Annotated in this window: 14 protein-coding genes, 2 tRNA genes, 2 rRNA genes and 2 riboswitches (2 of these 20 only partly in view); of the genes, 3 read left to right on the top strand and 15 right to left on the bottom strand. The window is 38.7% G+C overall.

Annotation, left to right across the window (positions count from 1 at the left end; genetic code table 11):
- From ampS to groES, 6 genes are all read right to left on the bottom strand, one after another.
- Positions 1-1,356, bottom strand: the 5' portion of a protein-coding gene (gene ampS / locus NLJ82_RS01580; protein ID WP_000719228.1) for an aminopeptidase AmpS. The gene continues 150 nt to the left of window position 1, outside the view; 1,356 of the gene's 1,506 nt are visible here — the first part of the coding sequence; the start codon lies at positions 1,354-1,356; its stop codon lies beyond the left edge, outside the window.
- The gene (locus NLJ82_RS01575; protein ID WP_001262954.1) at positions 1,340-2,041 is read right to left on the bottom strand and encodes a response regulator transcription factor; all 702 of its coding nucleotides are present in this window, start codon (positions 2,039-2,041) and stop codon (positions 1,340-1,342) included. Before NLJ82_RS01575 ends, ampS begins: the two co-directional genes overlap by 17 nt.
- 144 nt (positions 2,042-2,185) lie before the next feature.
- The gene (locus tag NLJ82_RS01570) at positions 2,186-3,511 is read right to left on the bottom strand and encodes an NCS2 family permease (RefSeq protein ID WP_000833093.1); all 1,326 of its coding nucleotides are present in this window, start codon (positions 3,509-3,511) and stop codon (positions 2,186-2,188) included.
- Between the two features lie 128 nt (positions 3,512-3,639).
- Positions 3,640-3,741: riboswitch (purine riboswitch) on the bottom strand.
- A 154-nt stretch (positions 3,742-3,895) separates the two neighbouring features.
- Positions 3,896-5,434 (bottom strand): glutamine-hydrolyzing GMP synthase, encoded by a 1,539-nt coding sequence (gene guaA, locus NLJ82_RS01565; RefSeq protein WP_000743925.1) that lies wholly within the window; start codon positions 5,432-5,434, stop codon positions 3,896-3,898.
- Between the two features lie 164 nt (positions 5,435-5,598).
- Positions 5,599-5,700, bottom strand: a riboswitch (purine riboswitch).
- A gap of 141 nt (positions 5,701-5,841) precedes the next feature.
- Positions 5,842-7,476, bottom strand: a complete 1,635-nt coding sequence (groL, locus tag NLJ82_RS01560) for a chaperonin GroEL (protein ID WP_254754623.1) — start codon at positions 7,474-7,476, stop codon at positions 5,842-5,844.
- A 38-nt stretch (positions 7,477-7,514) separates the two neighbouring features.
- Positions 7,515-7,799 carry a co-chaperone GroES gene (gene groES / locus NLJ82_RS01555; RefSeq protein ID WP_000917306.1) on the bottom strand — a complete coding sequence of 95 codons (285 nt, stop codon included), beginning with the start codon at positions 7,797-7,799 and terminating at the stop codon, positions 7,515-7,517.
- Between the two features lie 401 nt (positions 7,800-8,200).
- Here groES and NLJ82_RS01550 point away from each other — a divergent pair, with 401 nt between their 5' ends.
- Positions 8,201-8,950: a CPBP family intramembrane glutamic endopeptidase gene (locus NLJ82_RS01550; protein WP_000745340.1), complete on the top strand. Its 750-nt coding sequence runs from the start codon at positions 8,201-8,203 to the stop codon at positions 8,948-8,950.
- Positions 8,947-9,138 carry a YdiK family protein gene (locus tag NLJ82_RS01545; protein ID WP_001246207.1) on the top strand — a complete coding sequence of 64 codons (192 nt, stop codon included), beginning with the start codon at positions 8,947-8,949 and terminating at the stop codon, positions 9,136-9,138. The genes NLJ82_RS01550 and NLJ82_RS01545 overlap by 4 nt, the downstream gene beginning before the upstream one ends.
- Positions 9,139-9,167: 29 nt before the next feature.
- Here the strand turns inward: NLJ82_RS01545 and NLJ82_RS01540 are convergent, their stop codons facing one another.
- The gene (locus tag NLJ82_RS01540; protein ID WP_000437698.1) at positions 9,168-9,797 is read right to left on the bottom strand and encodes a redox-sensing transcriptional repressor Rex; all 630 of its coding nucleotides are present in this window, start codon (positions 9,795-9,797) and stop codon (positions 9,168-9,170) included.
- A 187-nt stretch (positions 9,798-9,984) separates the two neighbouring features.
- Between NLJ82_RS01540 and NLJ82_RS01535 the strand changes: the two genes are divergently transcribed.
- On the top strand, positions 9,985-11,919 hold the full coding sequence (locus tag NLJ82_RS01535; protein ID WP_000602165.1) for an ABC-F family ATP-binding cassette domain-containing protein: 1,935 nt from the start codon (positions 9,985-9,987) through the stop codon (positions 11,917-11,919).
- A 420-nt stretch (positions 11,920-12,339) separates the two neighbouring features.
- Here the strand turns inward: NLJ82_RS01535 and tsaD are convergent, their stop codons facing one another.
- The 8 genes from tsaD to NLJ82_RS01495 form a co-directional block, all read right to left on the bottom strand.
- A complete protein-coding gene (tsaD, locus tag NLJ82_RS01530) occupies positions 12,340-13,356 on the bottom strand; it encodes a tRNA (adenosine(37)-N6)-threonylcarbamoyltransferase complex transferase subunit TsaD (RefSeq protein WP_000414588.1) in 1,017 nt (338 codons plus the stop codon).
- Positions 13,356-13,799, bottom strand: coding sequence for a ribosomal protein S18-alanine N-acetyltransferase (gene rimI, locus NLJ82_RS01525; protein ID WP_000367197.1), 444 nt, complete (start codon positions 13,797-13,799; stop codon positions 13,356-13,358). The genes tsaD and rimI overlap by 1 nt, the downstream gene beginning before the upstream one ends.
- A 13-nt stretch (positions 13,800-13,812) precedes the next feature.
- A complete protein-coding gene (gene tsaB / locus NLJ82_RS01520) occupies positions 13,813-14,505 on the bottom strand; it encodes a tRNA (adenosine(37)-N6)-threonylcarbamoyltransferase complex dimerization subunit type 1 TsaB (RefSeq protein ID WP_000865759.1) in 693 nt (230 codons plus the stop codon).
- Positions 14,486-14,959 (bottom strand): tRNA (adenosine(37)-N6)-threonylcarbamoyltransferase complex ATPase subunit type 1 TsaE, encoded by a 474-nt coding sequence (gene tsaE / locus NLJ82_RS01515; RefSeq protein ID WP_000049631.1) that lies wholly within the window; start codon positions 14,957-14,959, stop codon positions 14,486-14,488. The genes tsaB and tsaE overlap by 20 nt, the downstream gene beginning before the upstream one ends.
- Positions 14,960-15,133: 174 nt before the next feature.
- A tRNA-Asp gene (locus NLJ82_RS01510) sits at positions 15,134-15,209 on the bottom strand.
- A gap of 3 nt (positions 15,210-15,212) precedes the next feature.
- A tRNA-Met gene (locus tag NLJ82_RS01505) sits at positions 15,213-15,289 on the bottom strand.
- 12 nt (positions 15,290-15,301) lie between these two features.
- Positions 15,302-15,417 (bottom strand): 5S ribosomal RNA (gene rrf, locus NLJ82_RS01500).
- A 49-nt stretch (positions 15,418-15,466) separates the two neighbouring features.
- Positions 15,467-17,500 (bottom strand): 23S ribosomal RNA (locus NLJ82_RS01495) (it continues 889 nt past the right edge of the window).

The raw sequence follows: 17,500 nt of genomic DNA, 5'->3' as shown, positions 1-17,500 counted from the left end.
TTTCTTATAAAAGCGTTCAAACAAACTCGCTAACTCTTCTCTCGTAAACGCTTCACTATGATTCGCAATTACAATTTGTATATCCCGGCGCTGCCTTTGAAGAGAAACTTTTATCTCCCCATCATCTTTACTATACTTAATCGCGTTCATTAATAAATTATCAAATACACGAACCATCTTTTCCGAATCAATCGCTGCATAGGCACGTTCCTCAGGAAACTTCTTAACGAACGTAAGTCCATGCTCTTCCGCCTGCGGTACTAACTCTTCTATTAATTGCTCGAGCAACTCATTTACACATACTTCTTGTTTTTCTAATACAACTTGTTCATTCGTTAACTTCGTATACTCAAATAAATCTTCTATTAAATTCTTTAACTGCTCTGACTTCGCAAAAGCAATTCTCGTATATTCATCGTGTTGCTCTTTATTTTCATATTTAGAATCTCGAAGTAATCGCAAGTAACCCATAATAGAAGTCAGTGGTGTACGCAAATCGTGAGATACATTTGTAATAAGCTCGTTCTTTTGCTTCTCTAATTTACGTTCCTTTTCTATATTATTCATAAGCTCTTCCGCCATATTATTAATATTCTCAGTTAAAGACGCAATCTCATCTTCACCTTTCTTCTCAATGCGGTACGCTAAGTTACCTTTTTCTATTTCCTTTACACCTTCTGCCATCGCTTCAATTTGTTTCATCTTTCTCTTTGTTATATAGAAGAAAGAGAAAATGAATACGAGTACACCAATTAAAAATGGGAATGGGCCTTCTTGCGTATCATACATTACTACACCATCCGGAATTCCACTAACGAACATATATAAATTCTTATTTTCTATTGTAATAGGTGAAAAAGCTATAAATTCTTTTCTCGTATTTTCAAATATATCTTGACCATTTGAATAGTTAATCGCAAATGATGCTGCATTACGAATCGTATTATGCAGATCGATTTGCTCTTCTTGTGCCTGCTTCGTTTTATATACAACTTTACCACTCTCATCAGTAACCAATATTTTTAAAGCTCTATTTCCTCGCTCTAAATTTTGATTCTCCGTTTCGATCATATTGGATATAGCTTCTAATTTATTTTCATGAACCGAACTATTTGCTGCTCTTTGAGCTTGGTAATTAATTTGTTGCATACCAGACCGATAATCAACAGTCGCTTGACGATTTGCATTCTCAAAAAACGGTGCAGCTCCCTTTGCAAAAAAAACTCCTAATAACGCACAAGCAGCAAAAGTAGTAATCAGTTGAATTCTTATACTCTTTCGTACGCTCTTTACTAATTTCTCAATCAATTGTCTTGTTTTCCTTATATAAGTAAACGGATTAAATATCTTTTTCAATCTTATACCCCACTCCCCATACTGTTTTTATATATCTAGGTTTCCTTGGATTCTCCTCAATCTTTTCACGCACTTTTCGAATATGCACCATTACAGTATTATCAGACTGGAAAGATCTTTCATTCCAAACCTTTTCATAAATTTGCTCTGCACTAAAGACCATTCCCGGATTACGGGCTAGTAATTCTAGAATTGAAAATTCCCTCGGGGTCAGCTTCACTTCTTCTCCCTCTACAATAACTTTATGGGTTGAGATGTTTATTTTCATCTCTCCAATTTCTAGCTCGTCCTCATTTTGAATAGAAAAACCATTCATTTTCATATAACGGCGTAACTGAGATTTAATTCTTGCGATTAACTCTAACGGATTAAATGGCTTCGTTACATAATCATCTGCCCCTGTTGTTAACCCTAAAATCTTATCCATATCTTGCGTTTTCGCGGAAAGCATAATGATCGGCATTTCTTTTTCTTCCCTTACTTTCATACACATATGAATGCCATCTACTTTCGGCATCATAATATCTAATACGACTAGATGTACTTCATTTTCTTCTAGTAAACGTAATCCTTCTTCTCCGTCCCCTGCTTGCAATACTTTATATCCTTCATTTTTTAAATAGATTGTAATAAGATTCCTAATTTCTTTTTCATCATCTACGACAAGTATCGTTTCATTTGCCACAATATCTCCCCCATCACTTTTTAATCCCTAACTTCTATTATAGGAAAACTTCTGAAGAAAAACGCTCGGAAATCCTTAAGTTTTTCTGAAGACGCAAAAAAGGTCTAGACTCCCCTTAAGTCTAGACCTTTCAAAAAACCCCTTTTATTTACGAACGTAGATGAAATATAGTACGAATAAAACTCCCATAACATACATAATCGGATGAATCTCTTTACGACGACCGCTTACTACCATTGTAATTGGATAGAAGATAAATCCAATCGCAATTCCCGTTGCGATACTATACGTAAGTGGCATAGAGATAATTGTAAAGAATGCTGGTACTGCAATCTCGAATTTCTTCCAATCAATTTCTCCTAAAGATGAAACCATCAAGATCCCTACAATAATTAACGCTGGCGCTGTTACAGCTGGTGTTACAACACTTAATAATGGCGAGAAGAATAGTGCCAATAAGAAGAATCCTGCTGTTACAACTGCTGTAAATCCAGAACGTCCACCCGCTGCTACCCCTGCAGAAGATTCAATATAAGACGTTGTTGTTGATGTACCTAAGATCGCACCAATTACAGTTGCAATTGCATCTGCAAATAATGCTTTTCCTGCACGTGGTAATTTATTGTTCTTCATTAATCCTGCTTGATTCGCAACCGCTACAAGCGTACCTGCTGTATCAAAGAAATCGATAAAGAAGAACGTTATAATAACAATCCCCATTTGAACAGTGAAAATATCTCCAAAGTGCGTTAACGCCGCACCGAACGTTGGTTCTAAACTCGGTATTGCTCCCACTACCGCTTTCGGAGTATCAATTAATCCGGTTGCTACTCCTAAGATTGCCGTAAGAATCATACCGTAAAATACTGCACCATTAACTTTCTTAATCATGAAGATAATGGTCGTAACAACTCCGAAAATTGCTAGTAACGTTGTGCCCTTTGTTAAGTCCCCCAACCCAACAAGAACAGCATCATTTTTCACGATAATTCCGGCATTTTGGAATCCAAGGAAAGCAATGAATAATCCAATACCTGCCGCTACTGCAAACTTTAACTCCGATGGAATTGCATTAATGATTTTTTCACGAATACCTGAAGCAGTAAGAATAATAAAGATAATACCTGACATTAACGTTCCAGCAATTGCCGTTTGCCACGGAATACCCATCGTTAACACTGCTGTATAAGCAAAGAACGCGTTAATTCCCATACCTGGCGCTAAAGCAATTGGATACTTCGCGAAAATACCCATAATTAACGAACCGATCGCTGCTGCTAATGCTGTAGCAACGAATACTGCACCTGGATCCATTCCTGTACCTGCCGGTAATCCTTTAACATTTCCAAGTGACAGCGTAGCAGGATTGACAAATAGTACGTAAGCCATAGATAAAAATGTCGTTAAACCTGCTATGAACTCTGTTTTATAATTTGTGCCGAGTTCATCAAACTGAAAATAGCGTTTCATCTTACGTTTCCCCCGTTATATGATTACTCGCCGTAATCCCCCTAGCCCTCTTTTATCTATTAAAAATAAAAAAGGCTTCCATTGCATATACATGGAAGCGTTCTATGAATAAAGATAAGATTCCCCTCACCTTTATAAAAACGCCTCGTAGTCAAGCCATTTACGGTAGCTAGGTAGAAACTTTCGGGCCATATCCCCGATATTATACGACGGCATAATATTCACTTTTCGTTTGAATTACATACTCATATTAACTCGATGAAGTAGTTTTGTCAATTTAAAAACGAACATTTTTGTAAACATTTATATTTTTGTTCGTATTAATAGTAGGAATACAAAAGATCCATCTATGCATGAGCAATAGATGGATCTTTTTGTATAATACTATTCCCACTCAATAGTTGCTGGTGGCTTACTCGTTACATCATACACGATACGGTTAACGTGTTTTACTTCGTTTACGATACGTACAGAGATTTTCTCTAATACGTCCCAAGGGATACGTGCCCAGTCAGCTGTCATACCATCGATAGATGTTACTGCGCGGATACCTACTGTGTAATCGTAAGTACGCTCGTCACCCATAACACCTACGCTACGCATACCAGGAAGCGCAGTGAAGTATTGCCAGATTTCGCGATCTAAGCCAGCTTTAATAATTTCTTCACGTAAAATCGCATCAGATTCACGAACAATTTCTAATTTCTCTTCTGTGATTTCACCTAGTACACGAATACCAAGACCAGGGCCTGGGAATGGTTGACGCCATACGATCTCATCAGGAATTCCTAGTTCAGATCCTAATACACGTACTTCATCTTTAAATAACGTGTTTAAAGGCTCAATTAATTTGAACTGCATGTCTTCTGGAAGTCCACCAACGTTATGGTGAGATTTAATTGTTTGTGCAGTTGCTGTACCACTTTCAACGATATCTGTGTACAGTGTACCTTGTGCTAAGAAGTCCATTCCTTCTAATTTAGAAGCTTCATCATCAAATACGTAAATGAATTCGTTACCGATAATTTTACGTTTTTGTTCTGGATCTTCTACACCTTTTAACTTGTTCATGAAGCGTTCTTTTGCATCCACTTTAATAACGTTCATGTGGAAGCCTTCGCTAAATGTTTTCATAACGCCTTCTGCTTCGCCTTTACGAAGTAAGCCGTGGTCAACGAAGATACAAGTTAATTGATCGCCGATTGCTTTATGAATTAATACTGCTACAACAGAAGAATCTACACCGCCACTAAGTGCGCATAGAACTTTTTTGTCTCCAACAGTTTCACGAATTTTTTCTAATTCTACTTCGATAAAGTTCTCCATGTTCCATCCTTCAGAACAACCACATACGCCGAATACGAAGTTTTTAATTAAATCGTTACCGTGCTCAGAGTGACGTACTTCTGGGTGGAATTGTACACCGTATAAGTTTTTCGCTTCATTGCTCATACCAGCAATTGGGCAAGACTCACTTGTTGCGTCTACTACGAATCCTTCAGGTAAACCAGTTACTAAGTCGCCATGGCTCATCCATACAACTTGCTCTTCTGGAAGGTTCGCATATAATTTTGATTCGTTCTCTACTTTAAGAACCGCTTTTCCATACTCACGGTGGTTTGCACGTTCTACTTTACCACCGAATTTTTGTGTCATAAGTTGCATACCGTAACAAATACCGAAGATCGGTAATCCTAGGTCAAAGATTTTTTCATCACAATGTAATGCACCTTCACCATATACACTATTTGGTCCACCAGAGAAAATAATCCCTTTTGGATTTATTTCTTTAATTTCTTCTGCAGTAATTGTATGCGGATGAAGTTCACTGTATACACCGAACTCACGAATTCGACGTGCTATTAACTGATTGTATTGACTTCCAAAATCTAAAACGATAATTGTATCGTGTTGCTTCTTCAAAATAATCACCCCAACGTTAGTTCTCGTATATAAATATTTTCACCAATTAGGCGAAAAGCATTACCAATATAATAAAAAAAGCCAGTCCTCCGCCTCTAGTCTCATAACAAAGAAAAGGCAGGGGTCTGGCTTTATAAAGAAAGATAGTCTCCGCTCTTTATAAATATAAGACACACTGCCTTCATAGTCAGGTTGTTTACGGTAACCCGGTAGAGACTCTCAAACCATATCTTTGAGGATATATGAAGGATCGTTTTATATTATCTTCCTAGATTCTAACAATGAAGTATCAATATGGTCAAGAGAGAAAGCGACAAAATTCTACAGAAATTCATTTCCTTTTCTAAAAAACATAAAAAAACATCCATTTCTATATAGAAATGGATGTTTTTTTAGGGCAAACGGAATTACATCATTCCGCCCATACCGCCCATGCCCATGCCGCCCATGTCAGGCATTGCTGGTGCATTTGGTTCTGGTTTGTCAGCTACTACAGCTTCAGTTGTTAAGAACATAGCTGCAACAGATGCTGCGTTTTGAAGTGCAGAGCGAGTTACTTTAGCTGGATCTACGATACCAGTTTCAAGCATGTTAACCCACTCGCCAGTAGCTGCGTTGAAACCAACGCCTACTTTTTCGCCTTTTAGACGCTCTACAACTACAGATCCTTCTAGACCAGCGTTGATTGCGATTTGGCGAACTGGCTCTTCTAGTGCACGAAGTACGATGTTGATACCTGTTGCTTCGTCGCCTTCAGCTACGATAGAAGCTACTTTCGTGTATACGTTCATAAGTGAAGTACCACCACCTGCAACGATACCTTCTTCTACTGCTGCACGAGTTGAGTTAAGTGCATCTTCAATGCGAAGTTTACGCTCTTTTAACTCAGTTTCAGTTGCTGCACCTACTTTAATTACTGCTACGCCACCTGCAAGTTTTGCAAGACGCTCTTGTAATTTTTCACGATCGAATTCAGAAGTTGTTTCTTCTAATTGCGCACGGATTTGACCGATGCGAGCTTCGATTTGTTCTGTGCTTCCTACACCTTCAACTACAGTTGTGTTTTCTTTCGTTACAACAACTTTACCAGCGCGTCCTAAAGATTCAACTGTAGCAGATTTTAAGTCACGGCCTAATTCCTCAGTGATTACTTCGCCACCAGTTAAGATTGCGATATCTTCTAGCATTGCTTTACGACGGTCACCAAATCCAGGAGCTTTAACAGCTACTACATTGAATGTACCACGAAGTTTGTTCACTACTAATGTAGCTAACGCTTCGCCTTCTACATCTTCAGCAATGATAAGAAGCGGTTTACCTTGTTGTACCACTTGCTCTAATACTGGTAAGATTTCTTGGATGTTAGAAATCTTTTTGTCAGTGATTAAGATATATGGGTTATCAAGAACTGCTTCCATTTTGTCAGAATCAGTAATCATGTAAGGAGATGCATATCCACGATCAAATTGCATACCTTCTACTACGTCTAATTGTGTTGTGAAACCTTTAGATTCTTCTAAAGTAATAACGCCGTCGTTACCAACGCGCTCCATTGCTTCAGCGATTAATTGACCTACTTCTTCGTCAGCAGCAGAAATAGCAGCTACTTGTGCGATAGAAGATTTACCTTCGATTGGTTTAGAAATCGTTTTTAATTCTTCTACTGCAGCAACTACAGCTTTTTCGATACCTTTACGAAGACCCATTGGGTTCGCACCAGCTGTTACGTTTTTAAGACCTTCACGAATCATAGCTTGTGCTAATACAGTTGCAGTTGTTGTTCCGTCACCAGCTACATCATTTGTTTTGCTAGCAACTTCTGCTACTAATTTCGCACCCATGTTTTCGAATGCATCTTCTAATTCAATTTCTTTTGCGATTGTTACACCGTCATTTGTAATAAGTGGTGAACCGAATTTTTTCTCAAGAACAACGTTACGACCTTTTGGTCCAAGCGTTACTTTTACTGCATTTGCAAGAGTGTCGACACCGCGAAGCATCGAACGACGTGCTTCTTCACTAAATTTAATATCTTTTGCCATAATAATTGACCCCCTTGGATTTTTTAAGATTTATATAATTAACCGATAACTGCTAAAATGTCACTTTCACGTAAAATCAAGTAGTCTGTACCTTCATATTTTACTTCAGTACCTGCATATTTTGAGAAGATGATAAGATCACCTGCTGCTACCTCTAAAGCAACACGCTCACCATTTTCAAGCACTCGACCAGTACCTACTGCAATAACTTTACCCTCTTGTGGTTTTTCTTTTGCTGTGTCTGGTAATACAATACCACTTGCTGTTTTTTCTTCCGCTTGAACAAGCTCAATTACAACGCGATCACCTAATGGCTTTAGCATGAACAATAACCTCCTCATTTTGTTATGTAAATTTTATTTATTAGCACTCAAGTCACCCGAGTGCTAACACACTTATAATAATAAATAATCTCAATTTCTTTTGCAAGTAAAAAAATCATAATTTTTTCGCAAATTACGCTATAAATTTTTCTATATAGAGTTCCTCTTCTTCTACCTTTACTATATGAATCGTTGTTTCCACTACTCGTATGTTACAATATGAAAGGACACCCTAAGTTGTTTTCGCTACACACACAACTTTCTCCTGTCTTCTATTATAATTTCAAATAAGGATTTACAAAAAAAACATAATGTAAGTAAGGTTTATATCGTAGGTAGCATATTTACATGTTATCCTACCTTATCTCATACACTAGAGTTAGAAAGGATGGTTAAACCATTTGAAAAAACAATATTGGTGGGTTATCGTTACATACATTTTAATGCAGTTATCATCAATTGCTGGATTACCACTTCTTCTGAAAACTGGGCTTTATGATAACAGGGGATTCACTAGGGAAGAGAAATTTCAACTCATAACTGGTCACTGGGCGATCATTAGCTTCTTTATTGCATTATGTATCGTACTTTGGTTACTTAGAACAGATATTCGCGACAGACATTTAGATACAAAGCGTTCTACTGTTCCAGCTACGATTGGTTGGATTTTTATCGGGTTCTTCTTAGCATTTTTCTCGCAAAGTATTGCTGGTATGATTGAAATGTATGTATTAGGTATTAAACCTGGATCTGAAAATACAGCGAGACTTATGGATATCGCAAGAACGACACCTTGGTTCCTTATCGTCATCTCTATAATAGGGCCTATTTTGGAAGAAATCGTATTTAGGAAAATTTTATTTGGTACACTTTATAAGAAGTTTAACTTCTTTATTGCTGCTATCATTAGTTCTCTCGTATTCGCAGCAATTCATTTTGATTTCACTCACTTATTGGTATACACTGCTATGGGGCTCGTATTCGCCTTCTTATATGTAAAAACGAAGCGTATTATCGTCCCTATCGCAGCTCATGTTGCAATGAATACATTAGTTGCAATTGCCCAAGTTTTAGTGAGTAACGAACAAATTCAAGAAATGATTAAAGAAGCTGAAAAAATGCAAGGCTTTATCGGAGGATTTTTAGTATGAGAAACTCACCATTGTTCATGGCTATATTGTACTTCCTTCTAGGATGTATCTTTACACATCTAGCCATTAGGAATGTAACAGATACAATTTGGAATATGTGGACAATACTATTTGCAGTTATGGCGACGATTGATTTTAATTTGGCACTTCGCCTCATCTTAGTTAAATTCACAAAGAAAAAACAATAATAAAACGCAGAGGTCGCTTCCTCTGCGTTTTATTGTGGATAATTCTTCAAAAAGTAAACTAATGTTTGTAACTCTACTGCTAAATCAATATGATGAATTCTTATATTGTCTGACACATTTAATCGTGCTGGTGTGAAATTCAAAATACCATGCACGTTTGTTTCTGCCAATCTATCAGCTACAGATTGTGCTACTGTAGCGGGTACTGTTAATATTGCCACTTGTATATCAGATGATAAACGTTCTTCTAATTCATCTAAGTGATATACAGGAATGCCTCCGATTTCTGTTCCAACTTTCTCTTCACTAATATCAAACGCCATTTCAATTTTTGTATTATTGTTTTTCGTGAAATTATAATGTAAGAAAGCGGTCCCTAAATTACCTACTCCAATAAGCGCTACACGTGTTATATCATCTTGGTCGAGTGTTTCACGGAAAAATGATAATAAATAATTTACGTTATATCCATATCCTTTTTTCCCTAATGCTCCAAAGTATGAGAAATCTCTTCGAATCGTTGCGGAATCAACCTTTACCGCTTCACTTAATTCGGCTGATGAAACACGTTGCTTACCAGACAAAGATAAGTTTTGGATAAATCGATAGTATAGAGGCAATCTCTTAGCAGTGGCTTGTGGAATTTTCTGCTGCTCCATATAACCTCTCCTCTCTTCCTATCTTTATTCATATGCTTTAATTAAATACAGAAGTTTAGCACTTATTAAATTCCTTGTATAATAGAAAGAAGAAGTATTCTCTCTGTATTTTAAACTATACACTATTTTTAGTATGATTGAGAAATATAAACATGGCAAAGTTAAGAAATTATTTGAGGTGAAAACATTGATTTTATTACAAGTAAACGCGCTTTCGAAATTATACGGTGCAGAAACGATTCTTTCAAATATAAAATTAGAAGTTCAAACGAAAGATCGTATCGCATTAGTCGGACGAAATGGCGCTGGAAAATCTACATTATTAAAAATAATAGCGGGTGAGCTATCTCATGATGGTGGAGAAATTATAAAACCGAAAGATGTCTCAATTGGATATTTAGCTCAAAATACCGGTTTAGAAACATCTTTAACAATTTGGGATGAAATGTTAACCGTCTTTACACACTTGCAGCAAATGGAGACAAAACTTCGAAGGCTAGAGCAAGAGATGGGAAAAGAAGAAAACTTTTCAAACGAGGCTACATATGAAAGATTATTAGCTGATTATGACCAATTACAATTAGATTATAAAGATCAAGGTGGCTATCAGTACGAAGCAGATATCCGTTCGATTTTAAGTGGTCTTGGCTTCCCAGTTGAAACGCACCAGACGACGATTTCGACATTAAGCGGTGGACAAAAAACACGATTAGCTCTCGGTAAATTATTATTAACGAAACCAGACTTACTTATTTTGGACGAGCCTACAAACCATTTAGACATCGAAACATTAACATGGCTTGAACAATATTTACAAGGTTATCCTGGGGCAATACTAATCGTTTCCCATGACCGTTATTTCTTAGATAAACTTGTTACACAAGTATATGAAATTTCGAATAAAGAAAGTAGACGATTTGTTGGTAACTACAGTAAATATTTAGACTTAAAATCAGCACTATACGAGCAAGAAATGAAACGTTATGAAAAACAACAAGATGAGATTGCTAAGCTAGAGGACTTCGTTCAAAAAAATATAGCTCGTGCATCTACGACAAAACGTGCGCAAAGCCGCCGTAAACAATTAGACCGTATGGAATTATTAACAAGACCATTAGGGGATTCTAAGTCAGCTTCCTTCCACTTCGATATTGAAAAACAAAGTGGAAATGATGTTTTACAAGTAAAGGACGCAACTATCGGCTATGATAAGGATCCAATTATTGAACATGTAACAATGCGCTTAACTCGCGGAGATAGTGTTGCTTTAGTTGGTCCAAATGGAATTGGGAAATCCACATTATTAAAATCCATTGTGAATAAGTTACCATTATTACATGGTGAGGTTTCTTTCGGATCTAATGTCTCTGTTGGTTATTATGATCAGGAACAAGCTAATTTAACATCTTCTAAGCGAGTTTTAAATGAGCTATGGGATGAATATCCACTGCAACCTGAAAAAGAAATTCGCACGATATTAGGTAACTTCTTATTCACAGGAGATGATGTATTAAAGCCAGTATCTTCTCTTAGCGGTGGACAGAAAGCTCGTTTAGCTCTTGCCAAACTTATGATGCAAAAATCGAATTTATTAATTCTCGATGAGCCTACAAACCATCTTGATTTAAATAGTAAAGAGATTTTGGAGAATGCTTTAATTGATTATCCTGGTACCCTTCTCTTTGTATCTCATGACCGCTACTTTATTAATCGTGTAACGACGACCGTTGTTGAGTTATCAACAGAAGGTGCACAGGAATATTTAGGGGACTACGATTACTACGTTGAAAAGAAAAATGAGATGATTGAACGTGCTGAGTTTGAACAACAAGAACAGCAAGAAAATCATGCACCTGTTCAAAAAACTGTAGCTCCAGAAAAATTAAATTATCTCGAAGAAAAAGAGCGCAAAAAGTTGGAGCGTCAACGTACTCGAAAAATTGAGGAACTAGAACAAAACATTGTACAATTTGAAGAAGAAATTGCTACGTTAGAAGATCAACTTTGCTTACCAGAAATATATGCAGATTATGAAAAGGCTAGTGAAATTACAACGAAAAAGCAAACACTACAAGAGCAACTTGATGCTTGTATGGCAGAATGGGAAGAATTACATTTATAAGAGTCTTAAATAAGAGGGATGTCTCATAAGTCGGGATTTTAGACTATGCGGCATCCTTTTTATCTTCTAGTTTGAATTAACGTCATATTGTATAAAATATTCGACATGAGGCATCGTTTCAACGACAAAGTTTGACAATATTATCGACTCCTATAATAAGGGCATATTTCAAAATGTTTTTTAAAGATATCTTCTTGTTTTTTATTTCCCGAGAAAAATACATCTAAAGGTCAGACTTCACCTATTTTATCCACAACCTTATACACATATCCACCTTTATAAAATAAACAACAAAATAACTTTTCCACATTATCCACAATTAACAAAAAAGTTATCAACATTTTATATACACAATAAAACCCATATTATCAACAGATAATATGGGTTTTATCCACAAGCTGTGGTTAATTTTGTGCATAACTATGCTTCAATATCTAATCCTGGATTTGCATTTAAAGCTAATGTAGCACGTTTTCCTTGTTCATATGCAATTGTACCTGCCGCTGCAATCATTGCTGCATTATCTGTACATAAAGATAGAGGAGGAATAATTAGCTCTACATTTTCTTTTTGTGCAAATTCTGCTTCTAAACGTGCACGCAGTCCTTTATTTGCAGCTACTCCACCAGCAAGAAGCACTTGCTTTACGTTATAAGCATCCGCTGCACGAGATGCTTTCGTTACTAATACGTCAATTACACTCTCTTGGAAACTTGCTGCTAAATCTTCTGGTGCAATTTCTATCCCGCGTTGTTTTGCGTTATGCACAGTGTTGATAACTGCTGATTTCAATCCGCTAAAACTGAAATCATACGAATCTGGTTCTAGCCATGCACGAGGTAAATCAATTGTTGGTTCTCCTTCATGTGCAAGTCGATCAATATGAGGACCACCTGGATATGGCATAGATAACGTACGAGCTACTTTATCATATGCCTCTCCTGCTGCATCATCTCGCGTTTCACCAATTACTTCAAATGAACCATGTTCTTTCATATAAACAAGCTCTGTATGTCCACCAGATACAACAAGTGATAGTAATGGGAATTGAACTTCTTTTACTAAACGGTTCGCATAAATGTGGCCAGCGATATGATGAACGCCAACTAGAGGGATATCATGTGCAAAAGCTACTGCTTTCGCTGCATTTACCCCTATTAGAAGCGCTCCTACTAAACCAGGTCCTTCTGTGACAGCAATTGCATCAATATCATCAAATGTGATATTCGCTTCTTTTAACGCTTCTTCTAATACAACTGTAATTTCTTCTACATGATGACGGGACGCAATCTCTGGTACAACTCCGCCAAAACGTTTATGACTTTCAATTTGTGATGCAACAACATTCGCAATAATTTCCGTTCCATTTTTAACAACCGCTACTGCTGTTTCATCACAACTTGTTTCAATACCAAGTATAATCGTATTTTTTTCCATTATATATTCACCCACATTACGAGACCATCTTCCTGATTGTCTGCATAGTATCGTTTACGAATTCCACCATTTTGAAATCCGTATTTTCTGTATAACTGTTTTGCTACTTCATTTGATACCCGTACTTCAAGTGTCATCGTTTTTACACCTAGAGTTTTCGCCTCGGAAATAACTTCTTTTAATAAAGCATCTCCTAGCTTTTGACCTCTGTATTCTGGCAAAATAGCTATATTTGTTATATGTGATTCATCAATAATTATCCACAATCCACAATACCCAATTACACGACCATCTTTTTCTAGCACAACATAATGTGCATGTTCATTCATCGTTAACTCACGGTGAAAGGCATCTGCAGTCCAAGGAGTTGAAAAAGATGCTTCTTCAATGGCTACAATTTGAGCAATATCATCAAGTTCCATCTTTCTAAATATCATATCCATCCTCTGCAAGCTCCTACTTGTTTTGACTTTCTAACCACTTTGTTTCAGCTTCAGCTAAACGAAGGTAACTAGGAACAAATGAATGTACATCTTGTTCTTCTTTTTGTAATCCTAAGAACGCTAGCTCACTTGGTCTTGGGTTATTTTTAGTGACAGGAGCAAAGACAGCTTGATTGCCTAAATGTTCAATAATTGTTTCTTTGTGTAGTTTCACATCGTTACCAATAAATAAAACAGGCTTTCCTTTATCTTTTAACATTTGCAACCAGTCTACAATAAGGATGATTCGGTCTTCCTCTATAGAAGTTAAATCCTCTCCCTCATATGTATATAAGCCAGTATAAATTTGTCCACGTCTTCCATCGAATAAAGGACAGATTAATCCATCAAAATTAGCCCCGTTTGCAGCCACTACTTCTAAACTTGATACACCCACAATTGGTATTTGAAGTGACCAAGCTAATGTTTTGGCAGCTGTCACACCTATACGAACACCTGTATATGATCCTGGTCCAGCAGCTACAACTATTTTAGTTAATTCTTTCGGTTTTACACCGCATTCTTTTAACAGTTGTTCTACAGCTGGCATAAGACGCACAGAATGATTTTTTGTTAAATTTGTAATGATTTCCCCAATTACGTTTCCTTCTTCAATAAGGGATACACCCATTACATAATTTGAAGTATCAATTGCTAGTACTTTCATCTTGTAATAGCTCCTCACATAATCTAATATAGCGATCTCCAATTGGCTCGAGTACAATGTTTCTTGTGTCATCTCCAGCATGGAATAAACTAATTTGTAGCTTCTCATTTGGTAAATATGCTTCTATTAAATGAGCCCATTCTACTACCGTAATTCCTTCACCGTAGAAATACTCATCAAAACCTAAGTCTTCTTCACTTTCAGCTAAGCGATACACGTCCATATGATATAGCGGTAATCTCCCTTTATATTCTTTAATAATATTAAAGGTAGGGCTATTTACAACTCTTTTCACTCCAAGACCTTTTGCTAGTCCCTTTGTAAAAGTCGTCTTACCAGCCCCTAGATCTCCTTCTAAAATAATTACATCTTGTGCCTGAGCAAGTTCACCAAGTTTTTCTGATAATCTTTGTGTTTCCTCAGATGATTTTGTTGTTATTTCATATTTACTCACAGACTTCACCTACTTTACTCACAATGTTCTCTGCTATTTATTATACAGGTTTTGAATATATAAAAAAGTCCTTAGGAGTTTTCCTAAGGATAGTTTGACTGTCTTTATTAGTTTTTTGTTAAAACAAATAAAAAAATACGAAACAACATGTTTCGTTCTTTTCTTTATATAAAATGGCGGTCCCGACCGGGGTCGAACCGGCGATCTCCTGCGTGACAGGCAGGCATGTTAACCACTACACCACGGGACCATTTGGTTGCGGGGACAGGATTTGAACCTGCGACCTTCGGGTTATGAGCCCGACGAGCTACCGTGCTGCTCCACCCCGCGATGATATAAATAGCTTGGCGACGTCCTACTCTCACAGGGACAAGGTCCCAACTACCATCGGCGCTAGAGAGCTTAACTTCCGTGTTCGGTATGGGAACGGGTGTGACCTCTCTGCCATCATCACCAAACTATTGAAGGCATATTCCTTCAAAACTAGATAACATTGCTACATATTATATGGTTAAGTCCTCGATCTATTAGTATTCGTCAGCTCCACATGTCACCATGCTTCCACCTCGAACCTATCAACCTGATCATCTTTCAGGGATCTTACTAGCTTACGCTATGGGAAATCTCATCTTGAGGGGGGCTTCATGCTTAGATGCTTTCAGCACTTATCCCTTCCGCACATAGCTACCCAGCTATGCCCTTGGCAGAACAACTGGTACACCAGCGGTGCGTCCATCCCGGTCCTCTCGTACTAAGGACAGCTCCTCTCAAATTTCCTACGCCCACGACGGATAGGGACCGAACTGTCTCACGACGTTCTGAACCCAGCTCGCGTACCGCTTTAATGGGCGAACAGCCCAACCCTTGGGACCGACTACAGCCCCAGGATGCGATGAGCCGACATCGAGGTGCCAAACCTCCCCGTCGATGTGGACTCTTGGGGGAGATAAGCCTGTTATCCCCGGGGTAGCTTTTATCCGTTGAGCGATGGCCCTTCCATGCGGAACCACCGGATCACTAAGCCCGACTTTCGTCCCTGCTCGACTTGTAGGTCTCGCAGTCAAGCTCCCTTATGCCTTTGCACTCTACGAATGATTTCCAACCATTCTGAGGGAACCTTTGGGCGCCTCCGTTACACTTTAGGAGGCGACCGCCCCAGTCAAACTGCCCACCTGACACTGTCTCCCGGGTCGATAAGACCCGTAGGTTAGAATTTCAATACAGTCAGGGCGGTATCCCACCAGCGCCTCCACCGAAGCTAGCGCTCCGGTTTCAAAGGCTCCCGCCTATCCTGTACAAACTGTACCAAAATTCAATATCAGGCTACAGTAAAGCTCCACGGGGTCTTTCCGTCCTGTCGCGGGTAACCTGCATCTTCACAGGTACTATAATTTCACCGAGTCTCTGGTTGAGACAGTGCCCAAATCGTTACACCTTTCGTGCGGGTCGGAACTTACCCGACAAGGAATTTCGCTACCTTAGGACCGTTATAGTTACGGCCGCCGTTTACTGGGGCTTCAGTTCAGAGCTTCGCTTACGCTAACCCCTCTCCTTAACCTTCCAGCACCGGGCAGGTGTCACCCCCTATACTTCGCCTTACGGCTTCGCAGAGAGCTGTGTTTTTGCTAAACAGTCGCTTGGGCCTATTCACTGCGGCTTTCCGTTAAGAAAGCACCCCTTCTCCCGAAGTTACGGGGTCATTTTGCCGAGTTCCTTAACCAGAGTTCTCTCGCACACCTTAGGATTCTCTCCTCGCCTACCTGTGTCGGTTTGCGGTACAGGCACCTTTTATCTCGCTAGAAGCTTTTCTTGGCAGCGGGGAATCAAAGACTTCGCTCCATAAGGAGCTTCCCCATCACAGCTCAGCCTTTACGATAAGCGGATTTGCCTACTTATCAGCCTAACTGCTTGGACGTGCACAACCAATCGCACGCTTCTTCTATCCTTCTGCGTCCCTCCATTGCTCAAACGATAAAGAGGTGGTACAGGAATATCAACCTGTTGTCCATCGCCTACGCCTGTCGGCCTCGGCTTAGGTCCTGACTAACCCTGAGCGGACGAGCCTTCCTCAGGAAACCTTAGGCATTCGGTGGACGGGATTCTCACCCGTCTTTCGCTACTCATACCGGCATTCTCACTTCTAAGCACTCCACCAGTCCTTCCGGTCTGACTTCACTGTCCTTAGAACGCTCCCCTACCACTGATACCATTCGGTATCAATCCGCAGCTTCGGTGGTGTATTTAGCCCCGGTACATTTTCGGCGCAGAGTCACTCGACTAGTGAGCTATTACGCACTCTTTAAATGGTGGCTGCTTCTAAGCCAACATCCTAGTTGTCTAAGCAACTCCACATCCTTTTCCACTTAATACACACTTTGGGACCTTAGCTGGCGGTCTGGGCTGTTTCCCTTTTGACTACGGATCTTATCACTCGCAGTCTGACTCCTAAGGATAAGTCATTGGCATTCGGAGTTTGACTGAATTCGGTAATCCGATGAGGACCCCTAGTCCAATCAGTGCTCTACCTCCAAGACTCTTACA

The organism is Bacillus paranthracis (assembly GCF_024296885.1).
Classification (GTDB): domain Bacteria; phylum Bacillota; class Bacilli; order Bacillales; family Bacillaceae_G; genus Bacillus_A; species Bacillus_A paranthracis.
Note: the sequence above shows the minus strand (reverse complement) of the source record. Positions and strands in the feature narration are given on the sequence as shown.